This window comes from Bacteroidia bacterium (assembly GCA_027493955.1).
Taxonomy (GTDB): domain Bacteria; phylum Bacteroidota; class Ignavibacteria; order SZUA-365; family SZUA-365; genus JAOSJT01.
This window is the reverse complement of sequence record JAOSJT010000001.1, coordinates 3,268,003-3,290,469: the sequence shown is the minus strand read 5'-3', so window position 1 is coordinate 3,290,469 and position 22,467 is coordinate 3,268,003. Positions and strand designations below refer to the sequence as shown.

The 22,467-nt window shown below is 57.2% G+C and carries 19 protein-coding genes; 8 read left to right on the top strand and 11 right to left on the bottom strand.

All coding sequences use genetic code 11. From position 1 onward, the window contains the following. Window positions 1-9: 9 nt before the first annotated feature. The 5 genes from M5R41_12610 to M5R41_12590 form a co-directional block, all read right to left on the bottom strand. Window positions 10-2,709 carry an alpha-amylase family glycosyl hydrolase gene (locus M5R41_12610; GenBank protein MCZ7557233.1) on the bottom strand — a complete coding sequence of 900 codons (2,700 nt, stop codon included), beginning with the start codon at window positions 2,707-2,709 and terminating at the stop codon, window positions 10-12. 269 nt (window positions 2,710-2,978) lie between these two features. Then, window positions 2,979-4,457, bottom strand: a complete 1,479-nt coding sequence (locus M5R41_12605) for a sodium:solute symporter family protein (GenBank protein MCZ7557232.1) — start codon at window positions 4,455-4,457, stop codon at window positions 2,979-2,981. 75 nt (window positions 4,458-4,532) lie between these two features. Then, the gene (locus M5R41_12600; protein MCZ7557231.1) at window positions 4,533-5,723 is read right to left on the bottom strand and encodes a M24 family metallopeptidase; all 1,191 of its coding nucleotides are present in this window, start codon (window positions 5,721-5,723) and stop codon (window positions 4,533-4,535) included. Window positions 5,724-6,435: 712 nt separating this feature from the next. Continuing rightward, complete coding sequence (locus M5R41_12595) at window positions 6,436-7,248, bottom strand: hypothetical protein (GenBank protein ID MCZ7557230.1); 813 nt, start codon at window positions 7,246-7,248, stop codon at window positions 6,436-6,438. A gap of 159 nt (window positions 7,249-7,407) precedes the next feature. After that, window positions 7,408-8,334 carry a diacylglycerol kinase family lipid kinase gene (locus M5R41_12590; protein MCZ7557229.1) on the bottom strand — a complete coding sequence of 309 codons (927 nt, stop codon included), beginning with the start codon at window positions 8,332-8,334 and terminating at the stop codon, window positions 7,408-7,410. Window positions 8,335-8,660: 326 nt separating this feature from the next. Here M5R41_12590 and M5R41_12585 point away from each other — a divergent pair, with 326 nt between their 5' ends. From M5R41_12585 to M5R41_12550, 8 genes are all read left to right on the top strand, one after another. Further along, the gene (locus M5R41_12585; protein ID MCZ7557228.1) at window positions 8,661-9,317 is read left to right on the top strand and encodes an SDR family NAD(P)-dependent oxidoreductase; all 657 of its coding nucleotides are present in this window, start codon (window positions 8,661-8,663) and stop codon (window positions 9,315-9,317) included. A gap of 26 nt (window positions 9,318-9,343) precedes the next feature. After that, window positions 9,344-9,742 (top strand): VOC family protein, encoded by a 399-nt coding sequence (locus M5R41_12580; GenBank protein MCZ7557227.1) that lies wholly within the window; start codon window positions 9,344-9,346, stop codon window positions 9,740-9,742. A 173-nt stretch (window positions 9,743-9,915) separates the two neighbouring features. After that, on the top strand, window positions 9,916-10,317 hold the full coding sequence (gene mscL / locus M5R41_12575) for a large-conductance mechanosensitive channel protein MscL (GenBank protein ID MCZ7557226.1): 402 nt from the start codon (window positions 9,916-9,918) through the stop codon (window positions 10,315-10,317). Window positions 10,318-10,389: 72 nt separating this feature from the next. Beyond that, window positions 10,390-11,298, top strand: a complete 909-nt coding sequence (locus M5R41_12570) for an alpha/beta hydrolase (protein ID MCZ7557225.1) — start codon at window positions 10,390-10,392, stop codon at window positions 11,296-11,298. A gap of 51 nt (window positions 11,299-11,349) precedes the next feature. Next, window positions 11,350-12,051 (top strand): TerC family protein, encoded by a 702-nt coding sequence (locus tag M5R41_12565; GenBank protein ID MCZ7557224.1) that lies wholly within the window; start codon window positions 11,350-11,352, stop codon window positions 12,049-12,051. Window positions 12,052-12,276: 225 nt separating this feature from the next. Next, window positions 12,277-12,810 carry a DinB family protein gene (locus M5R41_12560; GenBank protein MCZ7557223.1) on the top strand — a complete coding sequence of 178 codons (534 nt, stop codon included), beginning with the start codon at window positions 12,277-12,279 and terminating at the stop codon, window positions 12,808-12,810. Between the two features lie 15 nt (window positions 12,811-12,825). After that, the gene (locus M5R41_12555) at window positions 12,826-13,449 is read left to right on the top strand and encodes a DUF3267 domain-containing protein (protein ID MCZ7557222.1); all 624 of its coding nucleotides are present in this window, start codon (window positions 12,826-12,828) and stop codon (window positions 13,447-13,449) included. A gap of 77 nt (window positions 13,450-13,526) precedes the next feature. Continuing rightward, on the top strand, window positions 13,527-14,312 hold the full coding sequence (locus M5R41_12550; protein MCZ7557221.1) for a thioesterase: 786 nt from the start codon (window positions 13,527-13,529) through the stop codon (window positions 14,310-14,312). A gap of 144 nt (window positions 14,313-14,456) precedes the next feature. On the opposite strand, the gene M5R41_12545 is transcribed toward M5R41_12550, so the two are convergent. From M5R41_12545 to M5R41_12520, 6 genes are all read right to left on the bottom strand, one after another. After that, window positions 14,457-15,866 carry a bifunctional class I SAM-dependent methyltransferase/glycosyltransferase family 2 protein gene (locus tag M5R41_12545; GenBank protein ID MCZ7557220.1) on the bottom strand — a complete coding sequence of 470 codons (1,410 nt, stop codon included), beginning with the start codon at window positions 15,864-15,866 and terminating at the stop codon, window positions 14,457-14,459. Window positions 15,867-15,988: 122 nt separating this feature from the next. Then, on the bottom strand, window positions 15,989-17,158 hold the full coding sequence (locus M5R41_12540) for a glycosyltransferase family 2 protein (GenBank protein MCZ7557219.1): 1,170 nt from the start codon (window positions 17,156-17,158) through the stop codon (window positions 15,989-15,991). A 196-nt stretch (window positions 17,159-17,354) separates the two neighbouring features. Next, window positions 17,355-18,560 (bottom strand): glycosyltransferase family 4 protein, encoded by a 1,206-nt coding sequence (locus tag M5R41_12535; GenBank protein ID MCZ7557218.1) that lies wholly within the window; start codon window positions 18,558-18,560, stop codon window positions 17,355-17,357. After that, window positions 18,553-19,500, bottom strand: a complete 948-nt coding sequence (locus M5R41_12530; protein ID MCZ7557217.1) for a glycosyltransferase — start codon at window positions 19,498-19,500, stop codon at window positions 18,553-18,555. The genes M5R41_12535 and M5R41_12530 overlap by 8 nt, the downstream gene beginning before the upstream one ends. After that, the gene (locus M5R41_12525; GenBank protein MCZ7557216.1) at window positions 19,458-20,939 is read right to left on the bottom strand and encodes an oligosaccharide flippase family protein; all 1,482 of its coding nucleotides are present in this window, start codon (window positions 20,937-20,939) and stop codon (window positions 19,458-19,460) included. The genes M5R41_12530 and M5R41_12525 overlap by 43 nt, the downstream gene beginning before the upstream one ends. Beyond that, complete coding sequence (locus M5R41_12520) at window positions 20,936-22,384, bottom strand: hypothetical protein (GenBank protein MCZ7557215.1); 1,449 nt, start codon at window positions 22,382-22,384, stop codon at window positions 20,936-20,938. Before M5R41_12520 ends, M5R41_12525 begins: the two co-directional genes overlap by 4 nt. Between the last annotated feature and the right edge of the window lie 83 nt (window positions 22,385-22,467).

Below are 22,467 nucleotides of genomic sequence, written 5' to 3'. Positions count from 1 at the left end.
TTGTGTGTGCTACCGCCGTACCCAGATACGCACGGATTGCGGAGGAAGGGTGAGGGTAACCGATCCTCCATGGAGTGAAGATTCCGGGTAGCCCGAAATCGTTTCAGTTCCTGCCCGCTCGTCGTTCACGACAAGCTCCCACGATCCCGCGGGCAGTGTAAAGGAATCTACGATACATGGCGTATCGGCCGTATTGACAGCGACCGCAACGCTGCCTCCAACAACGTACCCGAGCACCATGGGATTGTCAGGTTCTGTCCAGCGAATATAATCCTTTGAAATTCCCTTATCAATGCGGAAGACCTTCCCCCACGAACTTTTTCGCAAAGCGATGAGTCCCTTCCAGTATGCCGCCATCTGTCCGTAATTGCACGCTGCCCCGTCTGCGCGGTTCGTGCCCAGTACATCCCAGTCAAAGAGATTCGGTTTCCGCAAATTGTACGTGTCACGTTTACCATGGATATAGACTGGTCCGGTCGCTGTGTGCTTGACGTAACTGACCAGCGGTGTGGCGCCTTTGCTGCGCATGAATTCGCTGCCGCCATGCAGAACTATCGGGCCGAGCGAGGTGAACAACATCGCGGCGGCGATGCGGTACGGGCCTTCATCAACACCAAGCAGACCATTCCAGTCACGTTCGGCGAAGCGGTCCGCAAGTGCCCAGTTGTCGTGTATGTCGAGGTAATTGATACCCTTGTTGGGACTGTCTTCGTGTTCGAAGGTATTGGCGAGGGCATGCTTGGCCGCTTCGCGGTTCCCGTTACCACCAGCGTAGCCGCGATCGGTTCTTTTATCGCGCGGATTGTCCGGCGGACCACAGAGCGCGTTTCGGGTATCATCCTGGAAGAAGGTGATAGGCGCATCTTCCTTGTACCAGTTCCAATCGGGATTAGCCTCATAATCGGGATCGGAAGATGCTATCCAGGGTTCGCCATAAATGATAATGTCCGGTCCCAGCCGTCGACGTAATTCATGGAGGGTCAGCTTGTCTGTGAGCCCTGCCAGGTCAATGCGGAAACCATCCACACCGTATTCCCGCACGAGGAGTTCGCATTGGTCGTATATCCAGCGCGCGGTCATGGGACGATCCTCGGACTTGGTTTCCGTACCGTATTCGCCGATGAAATTCAGATCATCACCTGTGCGATACCACAGATGTCTGTCCAGCACGCGAAAGTGAAAGTACATCTCCCGGCTATCCATGCGCTCGGCGGTGTGATTGAAGACGAGGTCCACGATCACGGCGATGCCTTTCTCATGGAATGCGGCGACAAGATTTCGGAAATCGCGGTTTTGGGACCCGAAGTCACTGCCGCGTGTGCGGTAGCGCGATTCGAGCGCCATGGCATGGGAGGTGCGGTAGCCCCACTGGTAATTACTTTCGGCCACCATTTGCTCGCGCATGTAGGCGTCGTTCATAAAGGCGCTTCGCCACTCGTCGTCGGGGTAGTGCAGGAATTCCTGCACAGGCAGCAGGTGGACAACATTGATACCCAGATTCACGAGATAGTCGAAGCCGACCGCTTCGCCGCGTTTATTGTACAGTCCGCTTTCGATGAAGCCCGCGAAGCTGCCGCGCTTTTCCCCCGCGAGTCCGGGAAGCGTCAGCGTGAAATCTTCCAGATGTACTTCGTAGGCGATGACATCTTCCATTTTCGGTCGTCCGCCTTTCACCGGAGGTGGGGGAGTCTCGGGACGACGAACGCGGGAGCGCCCGAAGCTGTCGTCACTCACCCGTGCCCAGGGATCACTAATGTGCACCGGCATCTGTTCGAAAAACTCATTTCCCGGGTCCGGCGGACCGTGCACGGTGAAATCGTACCAGCTGCCCTCCAGGTCACCATTACGTGCATGCTCCCAGCTCCCGTCGCTGTTGCGCCGCATCGGGTGACGGGCGGTGTGCGCACCAGTGCGTTCGCTGTACAGGTAGAGCACGACGCTGTCTGCGCGTGGAGCAATGATGCGGAATACCGTGGAATCAGTATTGGTATGATAGCGTGCCCCCAGTTCCAGCGGTGTGTAGGTATGGCGCAGCCAGCCGTCGAAGGAACAAAGCAGGCGGAGGCCTTTGCTATTCACCCGGAGGAAATGGACACGGCGAATGTCAAGATCCTCGGCGGGATAGATCTGAAGCGTGTTGCGTCCGGTCCAGAACAGCGACAGCACGGCGATGCGTCGTCCCTGCGCGGTTTCGATCTCGTAGGCGGCCGGATCCAGTTGAAGTTCAGCCTCTCCGCGAAGAAGAAAGAAGCGAATATGCCGGGGCGCGACGATTTCGGCTCGATATTCCGGGCGTTGCTCTTGCGGATCGAACACAAGATTGCCGGACCGCACATTCAGCGCAGCAGGTGGTGGCGGTATCCATTTCCCTTCATCCGTGCGAAACTTAAATTCCGTGTCACGAAGCGCATCGCTTCGCCCGGGCATTCGCAGCAACCAGAGTCCGGATCCGGTCACGGAGTGAAGCAGCCAGGGACTCTCGTTCATGTCCTGCGACCAAGCACGCATACTTCCTGTGACGCTGACGATGCCGGGACGCTCGCCATGGACCATTTCATCAAAGAGAAACACTGCAGTATCACCGCGCAGCGCATAACCGCTTCGGCGCTCCACATCAGTGAAATCCGTCTGTGCATCAATCGCAGGCGCAAGCAGCACCACGAGAAGCGCGAAAGGCATCGCGAGGGTCAAAGGGGAAAGGGCAGACATACATCACCAGAAATTGGTCAATTGGAATATAAGAGGCGCAATGCACAAATGCGAGAAGCGGACGTGCAGGTGTGTTGGTGAATCGAGAGATGCCGGGAATTCCAGTCGGGACACATAGAGGCCTGAGTCCCGTGTCGTTGCTTCTCTCGTCCCACAGCAGGAGGCGGATTATCACTACCGGTCCATCCTCATAAAAAAGACACAGGGGTACGCTTTGCCGCGGCATCGCCTACCCCTGTGGGTTGATGATCAAGAAGAAAGTTTCACGGTCAGGTCTGCTGTGGAAACAGCTTCTCCAGAAGTTTCGCGTCCGGTTTCGGTGTCATGTAGCTGACAATGACCAGCGCGCTGATGGAAACAAAAAGCGCGGGATAGATGCTCGGAATCCCCCACGGATCCCCCGACACCATCACCTGCGGAAAACCGTACGGGATGACTATGTCGAATACGATGGCCATGAACGCACCGGAAATGATACTTGCAAGCCCGCCCATTTTTGTGGCGCGCTTCCATGCGAGAGCGGCGAGCAGCGCCGGTGTGATGGCGACCCCATACAAGGTGTACGCGAAGTACGCGTATTTGAGCACGGAGATTTCTGATTTCAGCACCGTCGGTATGAAAATCATCAGAAAGGCAGCGAAGCCCAGAACGACGATAAGGACTTTCTGCAACGCCACCATGCGTTGCTGCGGCGCGTCGGGATTGATGAAGCGCTGATAGATATCGCGCATGAGATTCGTGGACGGACTCAACAGATAATTCATGCCGGTGGAGAGTACCACGACCACAGCCGCTCCGAGCAGTAACAAGCCCACGGGCGCGGGCACCATGTTCCGTGCTGCGTGCAGCACGATAGCGGCGGGATCGATGGAAGTATCGTTCCAGAAATAACTGGCGGCATAAATCGCGATCACAATGACCACGGTCTCGACCACAATCGTTCCGACAATCCACAACGCCACCGCCTTTTTTGCGTCCGCTGCGGTCTTGGCACTGTAGAACTTCTGATACATGCTTTGCACGCCAAGCAGCAGAAACATCGTGGCCAGGAAATAACTGAAGCCCTTCAGGAACGGATACTGCCCGAACTCCGGCGATATCAGCATCATGTGCGAAGCGGGAAGCACTTCTGCGGGCGCGCCAAATCCCCCGGCGGTGACCACCACAAACGGTACCGCGATAATACATGCCAGCACGATGATTATGCCGTTTGGCAAATCCGTATGTGCCACAGCGATCATGCCGCCGATAGCGGTAAACAGAATCACGAAGGCCGCGGCGAGTGCTTGTCCCATTTCCACACTGATTGCTCCGTCGGTGATAACATTGAGAATGTACCCACCGGCACGGAACTGATAGGAGACGATAGTAGTGAAGGCGATGACCAGCACGACGGCACCGAAGAGTCGCGCGAACTTACCGTACCGTTCCTCGAGGATATCGCCGATAGTGTATTGCCCGAAGGTGCGGATTTTCGCGGCGAGAAAGTAGATGATGGCGATCCCCGCCCAGGCACCGGCAGGCATCCACATGGAGCTCCAGCCCGCGCGGAACGCGTACTCTGCTCCGGCGATGAAAGTCCCCGAACCAATCCAGGTACAGACAAGCGTGAAGACCATTTTGGTCACGCCGAGACTACGGCCCGCGACCATCATGTCGTCCTGCGTTTTGACCTTGCGAGCCTGGTAAAAATTGTAGGCCGTGAGAGCGATCAGATAGGCCAGAATCACGAACATGTAGGTGTACATAGGCGCATCCATCAAAGGGTGTGAAAGGAAACGGGGGACAGCCGGCCGCCGTCCCCCGCACAATCGTGTGAGATGTTACGAGAGAGTGAGAATGGGGATGACGTGCTCCTGTATCGCACCAGTTACTTCGACGGCGCCCTCGTCTGTAACGAAGACATCGATTTCTGTGCGGAAGCCGAGCTTCTCATGCTCCATGTAAATGCCGGGTTCAATGCTGAAGCAGGTGCCCGGCAGGATGAGGCGCTCGTCCATGGTTTCCAGGTTATCAATGTGGCCGCCGTTTCCATGTACTTCGAGGCCGATGTTGTGACCGGTGCGATGTACGAAATACTCGCCGTAACCGGCGTCCACGATCACCTTACGCACCGCGTCGTCCACTTCCCAACCAGCGAGCTGTGTCCCGGAGGCGAAGCGTTCCCGTACCATCTGCAGACCTGCATTGCGGGCGTCACGCGCGACGTTGAAAATGTCCGTGATACGCTGTGGCACATCGGTACCGATGTAGCCCATCCAGGTGATATCGTAATAAATGGCTCCCGGTTTGTTTTTCTTGGCCCAGAGGTCGAGCAGAAGAAGATCGCCTTCCTTCATTTCCACACTGTTCTCCTCCGTCGGCTCGAAATGCGGATCAGCGGCATGCTCATTGATAGCGACGATGGGACCGTCTTCCCAGTGCATGCCGTTGGTACGCATCAGATCGTGCATAAAATGTTGGATCTCCACCTCGCGCGGACGCTGGCCGGCCTTGATACGGCGGGCGACCTCGCGGAAGGTCTCGTCCTTCACCATCTGCATGACCTCACCGGCTTCTTTGTGGCTATCCCAGTCGTCCATGGAGAGATGCGCTTCGAAACGCCCCACAAGGTCGCCGCTGGAAACCACTTCGACGCCGAAGCTGCGGATAAGGTCTACGGTGCCGGCATCCACGATGGAGACGTAGGGAATATTGTTGAGCGGCGAGTACTGCATGGCCACTTTCTTTGCATCGCCGAGCATATCCTTCAGGAGTTGGCGGAGTTGCGGCCAGGGCAGGTACACATGCTTTTCGCCCGGCAGATGATCGCAGCGCCAGGGTTCGATGCGGTGCACAAGTTTCTGTGCTTCGCCCTGTGCGGGAATGAAGTAGAACCAGCGGCGCGAGGCGAAGCGGCTGGTATCCATTTTAAGGATTCGCGCAGCAATGGCGTCGCGGTTATGAAAGTCGTAAAACAGCCAGCCGTCGAGACCGGCCTCGCGAAGAGCGGATTGAATGGCAGTGAGATCCATGTTTCCTCATTCGATTCGTGAACAGAGCGGAACACAGGAAGATACAGAAAATCGTGCGCTTTCGACAGCGAGCACACGGAACACTGCGGAACGCGGATAGAGATATCCATATCTTATCCAAATAGTTCTCACAGGAGTCATCGCCGAAAAAATTGGATCTCAGTCGAATGACGGCGTACAACGCGCATTCGAGAATACCGGTGTCTGACAGGCAGCCAAGTCGTACTCGGGGATCGAGAACTCTGGTTGAGGATTGACGGAGGAGGGAAGATGCGTGCTGGTGGGTTTGTGCGACCGATGATACCCGATACGAGAGCGTCTCGGAGGCGATTCGGGCGATTCATGTATTGCCATCCGAGCGCATCCTGAAAACCAGAATTGGGTGATTCATGTATCGCCACGCGGGTACGGCCGAATCCGAAATTGGGCGATTCATGTATCGCCACGCGGGTACGGCCGAATCCGAAATTGGGCGATTCATGTATCGCCCAATTTCTCCCCAGGACCCGGAAACACCCCCGCCACACCAGGTCCCAGCCCTCAAAACCACCACCCAAACCACCACACTCCTCCATTTCCGACCATCATCCCTCAACAGACGGACCCAAATCCAGACAAATGCACAGAGCTTCCCCTCTCCGCCTGACGTCTGTCGTCCCGGGGCGCTGTCCCTGTCTCCTTGCGATAAAAAAATGTGCTCTTCGGCTTCCGCTTACTCGGAAAGAAAAATCCGTGCCGGACCCAGGCACCGGACCACCGAGCCTCGCCTGCCCGCCATGCCACCGGCGCCTCCCCCACGCGCGACGCCCTTCTTGGATGCAGTGCGTACCGCTTCATCTCTCCGCGCGCCCGTCAGCAGCAGTACGCGGCCGAGAAGCATCGCCCCGGCGAGCTGATCCGATACCGCACGCCCTTTGCGTCCATTTACGGACAGCGCACCCGTGCCGCCGAATTCCGATGCAAGAACATCGGCCAAGGTGGAGGCCTGCTTCCCCTTCTTCGTCTGCTGCGCGGGATCCACCACCACATGGCTCCACTCCTCCCGCAACTCCGCGTACACGCGGGTCAATACGTCCTCGTCCTCCAGAACGCATGATGCATAACGCCGCGCCCAGACTGCGCCGCCGTTCCTGCCGAACAACGCGTTGATGCGATGCGCGCTGTTCATCTTCAGATACCCCATGAACTCCGGCAGTGTCATGATGCGCCGGTAGTATAGCCATTCGTCACTGTCCTCCGGCGGCGCTTTCCGGGGATTCCGGACTTCCGTGATCTCCAACGCCAGCTCCACCTCGGAGGGACGAATGTTCAGTTCATGAAGACGAATGCACGGGAAATTCTGCAACGCCTGACCGAGCACATCGAGAAATGCGCGTCCGGCGTCGCTGAGCGTGGTGATGCCGTCTTTCGTCGTTCCGAGGATCTCGGCATTCTTCCTGGTCTTGAACACGACGAGATGCTTCGACAGCTTCGAATAGTCGTACTCCCGCACGCGGCGGGTACTGAGTTCTTTAAGTCGTTTCACAAAATGCTCCCTAAGCAGTGAAAAGAACGAACTTTAAGATATATAGGTGGTCGCACTCGGTACAAGGCAGAAAGCCGCCACTGCTCGCCAGCGGGTGGACAGGGATGTACGACAATGTGAGGGTGTGGACGGAGGCGCGACGTCGGGCTAGGATGTCGTTCACATCAGGGCTGAATCGGGCGGGATGAAGAACTCGAATACGCCCGGGAGACAGGTCACTACGAGACGGCGCGCCTGCCGGGTGAGAATCTCGCCGTCAAGATGAACGGGTAAGGGAAAATCGAGTGCCACATTGAAATGTGCCGCGCGTTCCATACGCACCTCCGGCGCATGCACGTGCGTTCCAGAAAGCGCTTTCGGTAGTACCGCGAGGATGCGGCGCATCGGAGTAGACCTGACGTGACAGAGATCGAGGAGACCATCGTCCGCGTGGGCGTGGGGTGTCAGTCGGAAACCGCCACCGCTGGTGGTGCCGTTGCCGATGCAGGCCAGGAACAAGGTAGATGAGATTTCGACATTACTGAAGGTGATGGTTGACGGCACCGCTTCATAGGTCCGGAGCACGCGGAACACCGAAATAAGATAGGGAAGCATGCCGCTGCCCAGACGCACATTCGCCACATCCACAGCAACGGCGGCATCGAAGCCAATACCCATGCTGTTGATAAAGCGCCGGCGCTCTACCGTTCCATCCTCGTTCACCACGTCCACCAGCGCGGTATCCACCACACGACGTTTGCCTTCACGCAACGCATGCAGCGCATCGTCCGTGTCGCGGAGGCGGAGCAGCCGCGCAAAGTCGTTTCCGGTACCAATGGGGACGAGTCCGACGGGATGCGAGCGATGGCGTAATCCGTTGATCACCTCGTTCATCGTTCCGTCGCCCCCGAGCACAAGCAGTGGTGCTTCGTCATCCGGGAGTTTGGCGGCGATGGTGGTGGCGTGACCGCGGCCGCCAGTGACGTACTCATTGACATGCCATCCGTGATCATGCGCTTTCTTCAGCACCTCACGATGCACGCGTCCGCCGCGTCCCCTACCAGCGGCGGGATTGACGATGAGGTGCAGTGTGGCTTGTGTTTGCATGCGAGGAAATTCAGGATCAGCGCCAGCGTCCTTGCCGCGTGAATTGTTGTTGAGTGCTCACAGCGCGAATGTAACACCGAAGCGCGTCTGGGTCAAATCGGAAACGGGCACACGCCGGCGGACCAGGGGAACAGCGTATTTTTCTTGCAACGGGTCAGAGAGTCATCGAATACGATGATGCGCGCAATGAGGCGGACTGCGGGCAGCTCGGATACACAAGAGAACGCAGAAACAAGCATGCCGGGCGCATGACAGCGGATCAAGCAGCCGATTCTTGCACATCATGCTCGAACATTCTAAGTTGCTCTTCCACAGCGGATCGAAGTATGCAAAGACACATTATTGTGACCGGGGCGAGCCGGGGGTTGGGCCTTGCGTTGCTTGGACGCTTTCGCGCACTCGGCCATACCGTACATGGTTGCGCGCGCAACGGGGGCGAGGACACTGCGCTCGTGGACGTCTCTGACGCGGGCGCGCTCGAGCGCTGGGCGGAGTCGTTGGAGGCAGAGGGTTGTATTCCCGATCTCATCATCAACAATGCCGCCGTGATCAACGAACCCGCCCCGTTGTGGGAGATTGATCCCGTAGCTTTCGACGATCTCATGCGCATCAATGTCATGGGGGTGGTTCATACGATTCGTGCATTTTTACCGGGCATGTTGCGACTCGGGCGCGGGATTGTCGTCAACGTTTCCTCGGGCTGGGGACGCTCCGCGGACGCGGGCATGGCGCCGTATTGCGCATCGAAATGGGCGGTGGAGGGATTGACACAGGCGCTGGCGGAGGAATTGCCGCCGGGCTTCGCGGCGGTATCGCTCAATCCCGGCGTCATCAACACCGATATGCTCCGCACCTGTTGGCCGGACAACGCGGCAGCCTACCCTTCGCCCGAGGAATGGGCGGAGCGGTCGGCACCTTTTCTGCTCGGCATCACCGCAAAGGACAACGGCCGGCAATTGACCGTGCCGGGCGTTCCTGTCTGAATGCATTTCAAAAAAGAGAAAACACCATGAGCACCGACAATACACCGATCCCTGGATCCATTACCTGGACGGATCTGACCGTTCCCGATGCCGAGCGCATACGCGACTTTTACGCGGAGGTAGCCGGATGGACTTTTGAGGGCCTCAGCATGGGAAAGTACGAAGATTATGTGATGAAGGATGTCGAGGGCCGGGGTGCGGCAGGCATTTGTCATGCGCGCGGCGCCAATGCGGGTTTGCCTGCACAGTGGCTCGTGTACATCAATGTGGACAAACTGGACGAGCGCGTGGCGCGTTGCGAAGCGCTGGGAGGCAGCATACTCGGAGGAATACGCGGCGGCGGTTCGATAGGGCGATACTGCGTGATACGCGATCCGGGTGGTGCCGTCGCCGTGCTGTACGAAATCCCCACTCCAAAGGAGTAGAAACGGAACATTTGATAATTGTGTCCCGTCCGCAGTTTTTCTATCTTTTCGACGAGACTATCGCTTTGTACACGGTTATCCCGGGGCACACGTTCTCTTGGTGTGAACTCAGGGAGCCTCTTCCATCGTCCGAACTATCACGTCTTCACCATTATCGGAGCAACTCGATGAGCATGATCAAGGAGTTCAAGGATTTTGCGATGCGCGGCAATGTCATTGACATGGCTGTCGGTATCGTGATCGGTGCCGCGTTCGGCGGTATCGTTTCTTCTTTTGTCAACGACGTCCTGACGCCACCTTTGGGTTTGCTCATGGGCGGGGTTGATTTTTCCGCATTGAGTCTGATGCTCAAGGCGGCGGAGGGTGAGGCACCCGCAGTGACGTTAAACTGGGGTATTTTCATTCAGAAAGTGATTGACTTCGTCATCATCGCCTTCGCTATCTTCCTTGTCGTAAAGGGAATGAATTCCATGAAGAAAAAGGAAGTGGAAGCTCCCGCGGCGCCGCCTGCTCCTCCGGCGGAAGAGGTTCTGCTCACGGAAATCCGGGATTTGCTCAAAAAGCAGAACGGATAGGCATTTGCATTCATGCGCCACGGTGTTACTTTTCACCGTGGCGCATGTGCATTTCTCCAACATGAGGTCTTCATGCCGAATCTGGCAGCCCTGTTTCGAATCATCCCCGCTGTTTTTCTGCTTGTTTTTATCACTACGTCCTGCGGCGACTCTGAAGCGGAGGCAAAGCGTGATCCCGCAGTGCTGCACACCGCCATGGCGGAATCCGAGGACGGGGTGGAGATCGCCTATCAGATCAAAGGCGGCGGCTATCCCGTGATTGTCCTGGTACACGGGTGGTCCTGCGACAGGACATATTGGCGCGAACAGTTCGATGTATTGGCCGAGCAGTACACAGTAGTAGCCATTGATCTCGCGGGACACGGCGAATCCGGTGATGAACGGGAGCAGTTCACGATGCAAGCGTTCGGCTCGGATATTCGTGCCGTCATCGAGAAAGAAGGTCTTCGTTCGTTGATTTTGGCCGGGCACTCCATGGGTGGTGCCGCAGTGCTCGAAGCGGCCAGGCAGATGCCTGCTCGCGTGCTCGGGTTGATAGGTGTGGACACGTATCACGATATCACCGCGAGTTGGCGGAGCGCCGAGGTGGATTCTTTCATCCTTGCGATGCGTCGTGATTTCAAAGGCACTACGAGGCCGTGGATTCGCGGTATGTTCAGTGAGAGCGCCGACTCGTCACTTAGGGCGCGCATCGTCGAGGACATGTCCAGCGCCGATCCCCGCGTTGCTGTCAACGCTTTTCGGCAGTACACCTGGTACCATCATGAAGCGGGTTTTGCGGAGATCGGACTGCCGGCGTATCTGTTGAATTCGGATCACTGGCCAACGAACCTTGCACCACTGCGGAGACTTCTTCCCTATGCGGCAATGACGACCATGCCGGGATTGGGACATTTCGTAATGCTCGAGGATCCCGAACTCTTCATGGCGAATCTGACCACGGCGATCAATTACATCAGAACGCATCCCGCAAAAAAATAGCGCGCCCGTCGTCGCGACGGCGCACGAATCAGAAAGCAACGATTTCCACTCATGACAGATGCTTTGGGACTACTCGCCCTGTTGATCGGCCTCGAACTGGTGCTCGGTGTCGACAACATTCTCGTTATTTCAATTTTCGTATCACGGCTCGAAGAATCGAAGCGGAATTTCGCGCGCATCCTGGGTCTGAGTCTCGCGCTTGTCGCGCGCTTGCTTATGCTGCTGCTCGTGCTCGCGCTCACAGGTCTGACCGACCCAGTCTTATTCGATTTTTCGGTCCGTGATCTGCTGTTACTGGCGGGAGGGTTGTTCCTGCTGTACAAGGCCGCAAGGGAAATCCATCACACAGTGGAGATGCACGACGCGCATCCACAAGCGGGGAAGGGAGCAACCTTCGCTGCCGTCATCACGCAAATTGTGCTGCTGGACATTGTGTTTTCCATTGACTCCGTTATCACCGCTGTGGGCCTGACCCATGAGGTCTGGATTATCGTCACCTCGGTATTGGTGTCCTTCGTGGGTGTGCTGTTCTTCGCCAAGCCCATCGGCGATTTCATCATGCGGACGCCGACGATCAAGATTCTGGCGCTCTCCTTTCTCATCACCATAGGCGTCACAATTTTCATAGAAGGGCTGCATCAACATGTGCCCAAGGCGTACATTTATCTCCCGATGGGGTTTGCGCTCGGCGTCGAGTTGCTGCAGCTTCGCTATGACGCAAACCGGCGCCGGCTGAACAAGGGTGCGAGCTGAGGGAGCCGCAGTTCGCAAGGGAATTGCACGAGCGGTGCTCCTCTGCAATGCAGTCGTCACGGCACAGTTGGCCATGAGCAACGCACACCTGCCACGTGCCAGCCGCATCTGCGATACGTCGGCTTGAGCGACACGATGCATTCGCATGGGAAAAACTCTTCCGCTGTGTACATTACGGAAGCGCTCCAGCCGACGAGCGTTTTTTATAACTCACGGAGGTCACCCATGGGCAGCCCGCAATTCCGTACTCCTTTGTCCGACGAATACGCCCCGTATTACCGTACCTACATCAGTTTGCTGTCTGAAGGCGACATACTGGAGATACTTGAGCGGCAGAAGAGCGAGACGCTCGGTATTTTGGCCCGACTCAGTGACGAACAGGCGGGTTTTTCCTATGCACCCGGAAAGTGGAGCATCAAGGAAGTGATCGGTCACATCATCGACACGGAGCGTATTTTCGCTTATCGCGGGCTTTGCTTCGCGCGCGGAGACAATACGCCGCTGCCGGGCTTCGAGCAGGACGATTATGTGCTCGGCGCGGACTTCAACAGTATTCCCCACGAATTGCTGGCCCGTGAATTCGAGCATCTCCGCATGTCCAACATTTTCCTCTTCAGTACGTGGAGCGAGGCCGTGCAGGCACGACGCGGTACAGCGGCCGGGAATTCCATTACCGCACGGGCCATTCCCTTCATACTTGCGGGGCATGAGCGGCATCACCTGAATGTGCTCAACGAGCGCTACCTTCCGCTACTGTGATACCGGACCGTCCCCATGATCGATCACGGTTCTGACACATCGATGACCGCGACACACGGAGCTGCGACTGCTTCAGAATATCCGGCGGAGGACAGATCCATTTCGCTGCTCCGCGCCAATTTCGTCATGGTGGTGTTCGCGCTTCCGGCGATTCTGCTGCCGGGACTTGTTTGGTATGCCGTCTGGGGTTTGGACGGCATCGCGACCTTGTTTCGTTCGTCCGACACCGGCATAATCCTACTGCTTGCGCTAGGTGTTGGCGTCGTCGTCCATGAGGCATTGCACGCCCTGGCCTGGGCGCGAGCCGCACGCCTGCCTCTCCGCGCCATACGTTTCGGCTTCGACTGGAAGACCATCACGCCGTATGCGCATTGCACCGTTCCCATCACGGCCAGGGCGTACCGCATCGGTGCCGCGACGCCGCTGCTGGCGATAGGCGTGCTTCCCGCAATCATTTCATTGTTCAACGGGGATGCGGCTTTACTGGCATTCTCGCTGTTCTTCATTTTCGCGGCGGGCGGTGACATGCTCATACTCTGGCTCATACGCGATGTGCATCCCGACGCTTTCGTTGAAGACCATCCGACACGCGCGGGCTGCCTCGTGCGCATGCGGGAGCGCAGTGACGGCGTCTCCTGATCGCGCCGGCAACGCACGCGCATAGAGACGAAGAGCGGCGGGAAGCATTCTGCAGGATCACACAGACCATCTATGCTATGACAGAAACTGACGACACCGTACTTCCAGCGGATCACGGCACCGCGGGGCTTCCCTTTTCGCGGGAGTACTTTTTGCACTATTACGATTGCGACGCCCGTCGCCGGCAGACGGTGTTCAGCATGCTGCGGTATTTCGAAGACATGGCGATGATTCAGAGTGAGCAATGCGGAATCGGGCTGGATTTTTACGCCGCGAACAACGTCGCCTGGCTGCTGACGCAGTATGATATCGTCATACACCAGCGCCCGACGCTGGGCTCCACCGCGCTGGTGCACACGCGGCCGCTCGCGTTTCGCAACATGCTTGCCACACGCAGCTTCGCCATTGACAGCGAAGACGGGTCGCGTTGCGTCGATGCGCTTTCGCATTGGGTGTACATCGACACGGTTCGGCGCAGGCCGCGGCGCATCGATGAAGCGATGTTTTCGGGTTATGGCATCGCGGCCGAGTCCCCGGAACTCACAATGCCTCCGGCCCTCCCTCCCCCTGCCCATGCCATGGAGGAAAGGGAATTCAGTGTGCGCATGTCGGACATCGATCACAACGGGCACGTGAACAATCTCCGCTATGTGGAGTGGGCGCTGGAGGCATTGCCCGAAAACATGCGGCAGCACGGGAACATGACGAAGCTGCAGGTTCAGTATCGCCGGGAAACGCGTTACGGGGGATCCGTCTTCGCCCGCAGCGCGTGGGAACAGCGCGACGGGCACATTGTTGCAACACACGCCATCGCCTCGGATGGTGTGGATGTGTGTCTGTTGCAGAGTACGTGGAGCACCTAGCTAGCGTGTCGGCGTTCCTGATCGTGTGTGGTTCCCAGGAAGCACAATGCCTGCGCACATCCGTTGCGAAACACCGTCAGTAAACACCATCCATCTCGGTCCGGATATCCCCGCGGATGGCGTACACCGAGCCGGCACGTTGCGTCATATCATCTTGATCTTCTTGTAGGCGTAAAGACACATACGGAGCAGGATCAGACCGTGACGGAAGCGGCTGATGTTGGTGCTGCCGTAGGTGCGTTCGCGATAGCGGATGGGAATTTCCGTGATTTTCAGATTCAGCTTGGCCGCGCCGAAGATGAGGTCGAAATCGCCGAAAGGATCAAAATCTCCGAAATACGAACGGTTCGCCGCAACCTTGAGATAATTCTCACGCGTGAGCACCTTGGTGCCGCACAGCGTGTCTTTGAAACGCTGGTCCAGCAGCCAGGTGAAGACGATGCTGAAAAACTTGTTTCCCAGCACATTGAGAAAACGCATGGCGCGGTCTTCCATCGGATACACCATGCGTGAGCCGTTGATAAACTCACCCTTGCCCTGCACGAGTGCGTCGTAGAATTTCGGTAATTCTTCGGGCGGGACGGTCAGGTCCGCATCCAGAATCATCAGAATGTCGCTTTTTGCGAGCGAAAAGCCCTTACGCACCGCGTCGCCCTTGCCCTTGCCGTCCTGGGAATACCAGCTGATGTCCATGTGCGGACGCAGCGCGGCCTGGCGCTCCACCTCTTCCAGCGTGCCGTCGGTGCTGTGACCATCCACGAAAATCACCTCGGTGTGACTGCCGAGAGCAGGGAGACGATCCAGAGCGGCAGCGATGTTTCCTTTTTCGTTCCGTGTGGGGATGAGAACGGCGACGGACTTCTCGTGTCGCTCGCCGGACGGACGGAGGCGGGCGGAGACGATTTCCAGCAGACAGAGGCGCCGGATGATGGGAAGGTTTGCGAGAAAAAAGTTGAAGAAGAACGACAACAGCGGAATGTAGAGAGGAAAAAGAACTTTCAGATTTTTCCGGATGATGTCGAAGCCGGCCAGATCCAGCAGATTCGCGATGTCGTCCGGTTCCAGCCAGGCGAAAAACGGCGAGGTCATTTTCAGCCCGGCCTTTTCCGCCAGTCGCAACGGGAATTGCCAGAAAATGCTGAAATAGGTGATCATCACGCGCGTGTTTTCATCACAAACGCTCTGAATACGCGAAAGCGTCGTCTGGATGTCGTTAAGATACCCGATGACATCGGAAAAAATCACCACATCGAAAGTCTCGTCCAGATGCAACGATTCGACATCCTGGGTGTGGAATTCATACTGCGGGAAGTTCTTTCTCGCCTGCTCGATCATGCCCCCACTGATATCAATGCCCACGCCGCGGGAGGGCTTGAGCGCGTGCAGCATCTCACCGGTGCCGCAGCCGACGAGCAGGACGGACGAACCTTCGGGCACATAAAAGCGCAGATAATTTTCGGTCAACCGGTAAAAGTAGCCGAAGCGCTTCCGCTTTCTGCTGCGCGCAGGGGCTTCACGGTCGAAAAAATCAATGATTGTGCGCTTTTTGTCCATCGCTGCTTCGAGACTGTACGTTCTTCGGTTGCGCCCGTCGCGGATTTTCCGTCCGCGCCGGTAGAAACTTTTAAGATACGCTGTACGGAGTCAATTGCGAAAACCGGGAACAGGGTGCGGCACTACGATCTCGGTGAACGCTCCCACGTGGAGGCCTTGGCTCCCGAAAGGAATTTCCACCAGCCGACGAGTAATGCGACGTTTATGGAAATGAAGTACAGCGGCAACGAGAGCACGCCCAGACGCTTGCCGAAACTCTCCGCCACATAGGCGAGCAGCGCAAGAACCGAAAATATGACTGATGGGATAAGCACCCAGTTCCATACCCACGGCAGTGAAGCGAGCAGCGCCGCGCTCAACAGAATTGCGACGAGGAAAAATGGTACCAGCCACCGCAGCGTTTTGTGGCCGAACAGCATCAGCCGTACGGAAAAAGGCAGCTCGTGCAGTCGTGGACGAAGCTCGCGCATGGCATTGAAGGTGCTGATGGCGACGCGGATCTTGCGGTGGTATTCCCTGCGCATATCGGGCATGGTGTCTTCCGTCGCAAGCGCCTCGCCATCGAAAACGAAGCGTTTCCCGCGCAGGAGAATGCGCATAGGGAGGAGGAAGTCATCCGCCACGTACCCTTCTTCCGGCTGCGGCTCAAAAAACTCCGTCCGTATTGCGTAGATGCCGCCCGTGGCTCCGAGCGTTGTTGCGGCATTGCCTTCCCACTGCTTGATCAGATTCTCGAACGACCAGTAGGTGTGCTCCCCGCGTCCTCCGGAGCTTTCATTCACGGGCCGCAAGACCAGTTTGCCGCATACGCCGCCAATGCTGTCGTCCGCGAAGTGGCGCAGCAGTTTCCGCGCGGCTTGCGGGTGATACATCGTGTTGGCATCGGAAAAAATGATGTAGGGCGTCGTGACCTGTGTCGCGAGCTGATTGACGGTTTTCATTTTTCCGCCACGACCGAAGGCGAAATAGCGCACCCTCTCGCCATCACACAGCCGATCGAGTAGTTCCTGTGTCCCGTCTGTGGAGCCATCGCTGCCGATGAGCAGTCTGAGCCGGTCCGGAGGATAGTCCATCGCCAGAAAGTTCCGGATTTTTTCTTCCAGAACCTCCGCTTCATTGTATGCCGCGACGAGCATGGTTACGGGCGGGAGCGCGTTCTCATCTGTTTTCCATCGGCGAGGGAAGAAACGCGCGTACAACGCAATGAGCAAAGGATACACGACGTATGTCGTAAGAATCGCGATCGCACTCAATGTGCCGATCAGGAATAGGAGAAGTTGCGGTGTGCTCATCGTCAGCACTGCCTCCGTTGCTGGCAGACGTCAATACTGCCGGCGATGGGATCACCGGATCGGGTACAGACCTGTGCGAACGGTCGCACAGGTGCGAAACCGGCCGGCGCAGGCATTATACCATTGGATGTTCCGACGGGACCATGCATCCTCCTGCATGAGTGCTTCGCGCCGGATCCATTCAGGGTTGCGTGCTTCATCGCCGTTCTCCCAATGCGTTGTGATAGCATTGCACGAAACTCCGTCCGATAACCTCCCACGAATAGACCTCTTCCGTCAGCTTTCGCGCAGCGGCGCCGAGCCGTCTCCGTAATTGCGGGTCATGCAGAAGGCGAAGCGTCGCGGCTGCGAAATCCTCCGCATCGTCGGCGATCAGCAGATGCGCACCATCGCGGCCAAGATTTCCTTCCGCTCCGATGCTGGTGGATACAACGGCTTTCGCCCGTGCGAAGTACTCGAGCAACTTGATACGCATTCCGCCCCCCACGCGCAACGGAACAGCAAGAACCGTGCTGGACGCCAATAATCCCGAAAGATCTTCCACGAAGCCCCGGACTTCGATGCGTTCCGAAGCGAGTTCACGTATGCGTCGCGGTGGCGCAGCTCCTGCGATGATCAAACGCGCACCGGTATGCTGCCCGGCGATGCGCGGCCAGATCTGAGAAACGAACCACAGCACAGCGTCAAGATTGGGCTCCCAGGCCATACTGCCAAGGAGTGTGATCGTTGCACTGTGCTCGAGGGAAGGGTCCGAGGGATTGTGCGCGTCGAGGTCAACGCCGGCGGGCACGATTTCCATATGCCGCACGACGGCCGCCTGCCGAATGCGAGCAGCATCTTCGTCGGTAATCGCCGCAACGACATCTGCCTGAAGAACATGCCGCGTTTCGAAGCGCAGCAGACGCCGCGTCTGCATATGCATGTACCACGCGAGGGGAGGGAACGTCTGCTGCAGCGCAAAACGTTCGTAAATCGTGGTTTCGAAGTTGTGCTCGCGTATGATAAGCGGCAGTCCGAATTCTTCCTTCAGCATCACGCCGTACGGCGCCATGTGAATATGGTCGACATGCACGACGTCGAAGCTGCGCTCCCGACAGAGTTTCCTGAGAGTGTCGTGCATGGCTGCACAACGGTACTTGGATATTGTGTACGGCCACGTCGAAAACAGATTCGTGAACAGCGACAGCGCCCGTGTGCTCGTGTCGTGACGGACGATACGCACATCACAGAATGTACTCATCGGTGAGGGATCCGACGTATCTGTGGCAAAGCATACAAAAGTAATCTCGTGGCCGAGCCGTGAGAGGGCACGCGTGATATTGAAAATGCCGATGTTGCCCCCAATGCTCAGCGGCCAGGGCAGTCGCGGTGCTATTTGCAGTATGCGGAGCGGACTACTCATACAGCAATTTCAGAAACCAATGGCGAAGGCGCAACGTCATAGCGGTATCAAACACCATGGCATATGCGCGCATCCGGCCCATCCCGCCGAATCCCTCACGCAAGCCGTCGAGGACGGGCCGCAGTCGGCGGAAGTCCTTTACGACAGGAAGAAGACGGCGAAGCGCGAACAGCAGCGCCAAAGGCAGGGATACGGTGAGAGGAAAGTACTTCCAGAGGAGCCACAGAGAGTTGCGCGTTACCATGCGCAGCCGTCCGTACACGTCGCGACCCACGGGGGACATGGCATGCCAGACGAGGGCGGAAGGATAGTACACGACGCGCCAACCCTTGCTGAGAAGTTGAAAGGCGAGGTCGTTCTCTTCCCGACCCCAGAAAAAATCAGCGCCATAACCGTCGGTTTCACGCACAGCTGCCATGCGCAGCATGGTCCCTCCCGCGGCAATATTCACCACGTCATAGCCCGTGTCCGCAGAGCCGCCTCCGGCAAAGCGCTCGATACCTGCCGTTTCCGCAACGCCCGTGTCAGGATGGACACAGGACGCGCAGACCGCCGCGATTGTGTCGTCACTCTGCATGAGACGGAGCATCGCATGCACATCCTCGGCGGAGCGCGGCCAACTGTCATCGTCCAACGAGAGAAGAAATGGGGTTGTAACATGCGCAAACATCTCGTTACGCGCGGCTATGCCGATGTTCTCGTTTCTCAGCTGTACGGTGAGTCGTGTTGGATAGCGCGTCACCGCCTCCTCCAGCAGCTCGCGCGAGCCATCGCTTGAACCATTGTCGAGCACAAGTACCGCGAGGTTCTCGATGGAGAGTACTGCGGTAAGGGTCCGTCGTAAATCCGTTACGCGGTTATAACTGAGTATTCCGGCGGTAACCAGGTCGAGTCCTGTCAACGTCGTCTCCCGAACATCGACGATATTTGCTCCTTCCATTGCCGCAGTTCCTCGGGGCTGAATATTTGTTGCGTAAACATTCCGGAAATGACGACAGCAACAGCGAGGCCGTTCGAAATAATGAGGCCAAAGTCATCGAGCAAGAGACGAAAAGACACCAGAAGTGCGAGCAGGATGGCACTTTTCCGCACCAGCGGAGTCATCGCGAGGTGTATCCCTGCGCGTGACCTGGCTAACAGAAAAATCAGACAGAGCGAGGTGGCAAGAAGTTTGCTCAATGCGGCGCCGATGGAAGCGTAATAGAAGACAAGAGGAATGCCAGCTATCACACTTACCACTGCGAGAATCGCGGCCGCCTTGCTGTTGGTCACGATATTACCACGCGCATTGTTCACTTCAACGAGGAACATGTTCATCGACATCGGCAAGAACACGATGAACAGGAGTATCAGCGGTAGCACCGCATCCTCGAACGCGTACTTGAGGGGCGCGCCGATCAGTTCGCGGGCGTTGGTTGCGCCAAGTCCCGCAAGGAGTACTGATCCGATAAGAAGCGTTTTGACGGATTGGGCAAACAACCTCGTCACGGCGTCTTCCTGACCCGATCCTGCCGCGGCACTCGCGCGCGCGAAGTAGGGAGAAGCCGAAATGGCGATAATCGTCGGGAACACCGCCAGCGGCGCCATAAACCGGAGCGCGGCATTGAATACACCGACTTCTCCGTTTCCATGGAAAATTTTGAGATAGACTGTGTCGATACTGACGTGCAGCGCGTTCAGCATGAGGAACAAGGCCAGGGGAGACGCGCTCCAGAGAAGTTCCTTCATGCCTGACCAACTGATTCGTGCGGCCTCCGTACTGATGCGTTTTGTCAGAGACCAACCGCCCGCAGCAAGTGCGACCGCTCCGACCACGTTGCTTATCGTGTACAAAAGCATGGCCTGCACCGGGTCGCGAAACAACGCCGGTGCGAGTACAACCATCCCGAGAAGTACGATCGAATCCACAGCCATGGCAATGGTCGGGATACCCATGCGCGATTGAGAGCGGTACAGCGCTTCGATCGTTCCGCGGAGCACGGGCAGCTTCGAAGAGACGATCATATTACAAAGCATCAGATTCAGCATGAGAAAGAAGGTCCATCCCGGCTCCAGTAACCATCCGATCCCGAGTGTCAGCAACCATGCGGGGAGCATGAGCAGCAGACGGAGCATAGAGGCTTCCAGCACGATGGTGGCCGCGCGCTGTGGCATAATGGCAAGACGGCGCATGATCACAGGACCGATTCCGAAGTCCGCCAGCATGGAGGTGAACGCAGAAATCTGCAAGGCGAGAGCGAAGACGCCGTACGGCTCCTTGCCCATGATGCGTATCATGCCGATGATGGCGACAAAACTCGCCAGGAAATTCACGCCATACGCAAGCAGCGACACAACACCTTGAGAGAGTACGCCCCCGCTGCTCTGTTCTTCTTTCATATCTGTCCGCCGGCGGTCACGCTTTTTTCTTCCCTATACCAGACTTCGAAGAGTCCGAATACCACGGCAAAAATAAAACCGGATTCGTGGCTCAAAAACTGATTGATGGTGATGGACACCAGGAAGGTGCTCAAAATGACCGCCGAACCTGCTGCGGCCAGCAGACGCACCCGCACCACATCCTCGTCGCTTCGGTTTCGTGTCTTCCCAAACCGGCGTGCAATTTGTAAGCCGATGAATGCATAATACAACCATGCAGAGAATAACAGCAGCGTACCTATCACTCCATAGTGCTTCAGTACCCACGCATACCCATTGTGCGTCCAGGTTGGGTAAATTGTGGTCTTTGAGGTCAGTTTTCTGAAGGGTGTTGTGACGGCAATGCCCTTCCCGAGAAGCCAGTGACCTTCGACATCGTCAAGAATCGTCTGGGCCTCGGCATCGCGGTTTGTGACGGAAAGATCCTGTCGATACTTGCCGATGGATGTGAAGCGACTGCTGACCGAGGTCCACATCACATCGAGCGGAACCACATCGGCAAGGAAAAGCGGGTAGCTGATTCCGGCAACCACTATCACGATGGCGAGGTAACCCAGTGCGCGTTTCCAGAAAAGTCCACCGAGCATGAGACCCATCAGCACGTAGCCCACGAGGGCGGCTACCCAGATGGTCCGGTAAAACGAAAGAACAGTTGCAGCGACTCCGGCGGTGACGACAGCCGCCGAAATGAGCGTCGACAGAGGCCGGCGCATCGAGAGAAGAACGGCGAGTCCGATGACAGCCAGTGCAAAGATCAGAAAAAACGACTCCGATGCTCTGCTGGCGCCTACCTGCCAGACCCAGACCGCCTCTACCACCTTTTGCTTGTACTGATAGATGTTTTTCAACGACAGTGCGGTAAGCACGAGCACCGTTGCCGCGCCGATGGAGTACTGCCGCGGGCGCGTCGTGCATTCATGGGAAATCGGGATGAGGAGCAGCGGAGTTGAAAGAATGACTATCTCGCGCAGCCAGACATAGGGATCCGCGTTGATGCCGATGGAGACCGGACCAAGCAACAGCATCTGCAGCAGTAAGAGCGCGAGCAGTATACCGCCCGCCGACCAGCGTATGCGTTCACGTGCGACAATCAGGCGATGGAAAAACCACCAGAGCAATCCCCCGTAGTACACCATGGTGTGCAGAATTTCCCCCGGAGTCAGACCTTCCTGAATATTCCAGAACACGGGCAGGAATAGAAGTATCGACACAGTAATCCAAACCACCGGATGCTGCCAGACAAGGAAAGCGCCGAACAGTCCGCACACTGCGAGGAACAATGGGTATTCCAGCCGCAGCATGAACGCCAAAGCCATTACACCCAACGTCGCGACAACGAACACCAGTGTCCCTCGGCGGGATACGGGTACATCGGATTGGGTGAGTGCCTGTTCCAGGCGTAGCATTCTTCAGCCGTGCTTGTTCTACATGAACGGATGGGGTTCCGGGGGCAGCGGGATCGTCAGTATAGGGGATTGCCAGCCGTGGC

Coding starts and splice junctions, on each gene's coding strand:
- M5R41_12530 (MCZ7557217.1), bottom strand. CDS start 19,500: ATGGAAGGAGCAAATATCGTCGATGTTCGGGAGACGACGTTGACAGGA.
- M5R41_12545 (MCZ7557220.1), bottom strand. CDS start 15,866: ATGGACAAAAAGCGCACAATCATTGATTTTTTCGACCGTGAAGCCCCT.
- M5R41_12520 (MCZ7557215.1), bottom strand. CDS start 22,384: ATGCTACGCCTGGAACAGGCACTCACCCAATCCGATGTACCCGTATCC.
- M5R41_12535 (MCZ7557218.1), bottom strand. CDS start 18,560: ATGAGTAGTCCGCTCCGCATACTGCAAATAGCACCGCGACTGCCCTGG.
- M5R41_12610 (MCZ7557233.1), bottom strand. CDS start 2,709: ATGTCTGCCCTTTCCCCTTTGACCCTCGCGATGCCTTTCGCGCTTCTC.
- M5R41_12565 (MCZ7557224.1), top strand. CDS start 11,350: ATGACAGATGCTTTGGGACTACTCGCCCTGTTGATCGGCCTCGAACTG.
- M5R41_12585 (MCZ7557228.1), top strand. CDS start 8,661: ATGCAAAGACACATTATTGTGACCGGGGCGAGCCGGGGGTTGGGCCTT.
- M5R41_12555 (MCZ7557222.1), top strand. CDS start 12,826: ATGATCGATCACGGTTCTGACACATCGATGACCGCGACACACGGAGCT.
- M5R41_12525 (MCZ7557216.1), bottom strand. CDS start 20,939: ATGAAAGAAGAACAGAGCAGCGGGGGCGTACTCTCTCAAGGTGTTGTG.
- M5R41_12560 (MCZ7557223.1), top strand. CDS start 12,277: ATGGGCAGCCCGCAATTCCGTACTCCTTTGTCCGACGAATACGCCCCG.
- mscL (MCZ7557226.1), top strand. CDS start 9,916: ATGATCAAGGAGTTCAAGGATTTTGCGATGCGCGGCAATGTCATTGAC.
- M5R41_12570 (MCZ7557225.1), top strand. CDS start 10,390: ATGCCGAATCTGGCAGCCCTGTTTCGAATCATCCCCGCTGTTTTTCTG.
- M5R41_12600 (MCZ7557231.1), bottom strand. CDS start 5,723: ATGGATCTCACTGCCATTCAATCCGCTCTTCGCGAGGCCGGTCTCGAC.
- M5R41_12550 (MCZ7557221.1), top strand. CDS start 13,527: ATGACAGAAACTGACGACACCGTACTTCCAGCGGATCACGGCACCGCG.
- M5R41_12590 (MCZ7557229.1), bottom strand. CDS start 8,334: ATGCAAACACAAGCCACACTGCACCTCATCGTCAATCCCGCCGCTGGT.
- M5R41_12540 (MCZ7557219.1), bottom strand. CDS start 17,158: ATGAGCACACCGCAACTTCTCCTATTCCTGATCGGCACATTGAGTGCG.
- M5R41_12580 (MCZ7557227.1), top strand. CDS start 9,344: ATGAGCACCGACAATACACCGATCCCTGGATCCATTACCTGGACGGAT.
- M5R41_12605 (MCZ7557232.1), bottom strand. CDS start 4,457: ATGTACACCTACATGTTCGTGATTCTGGCCTATCTGATCGCTCTCACG.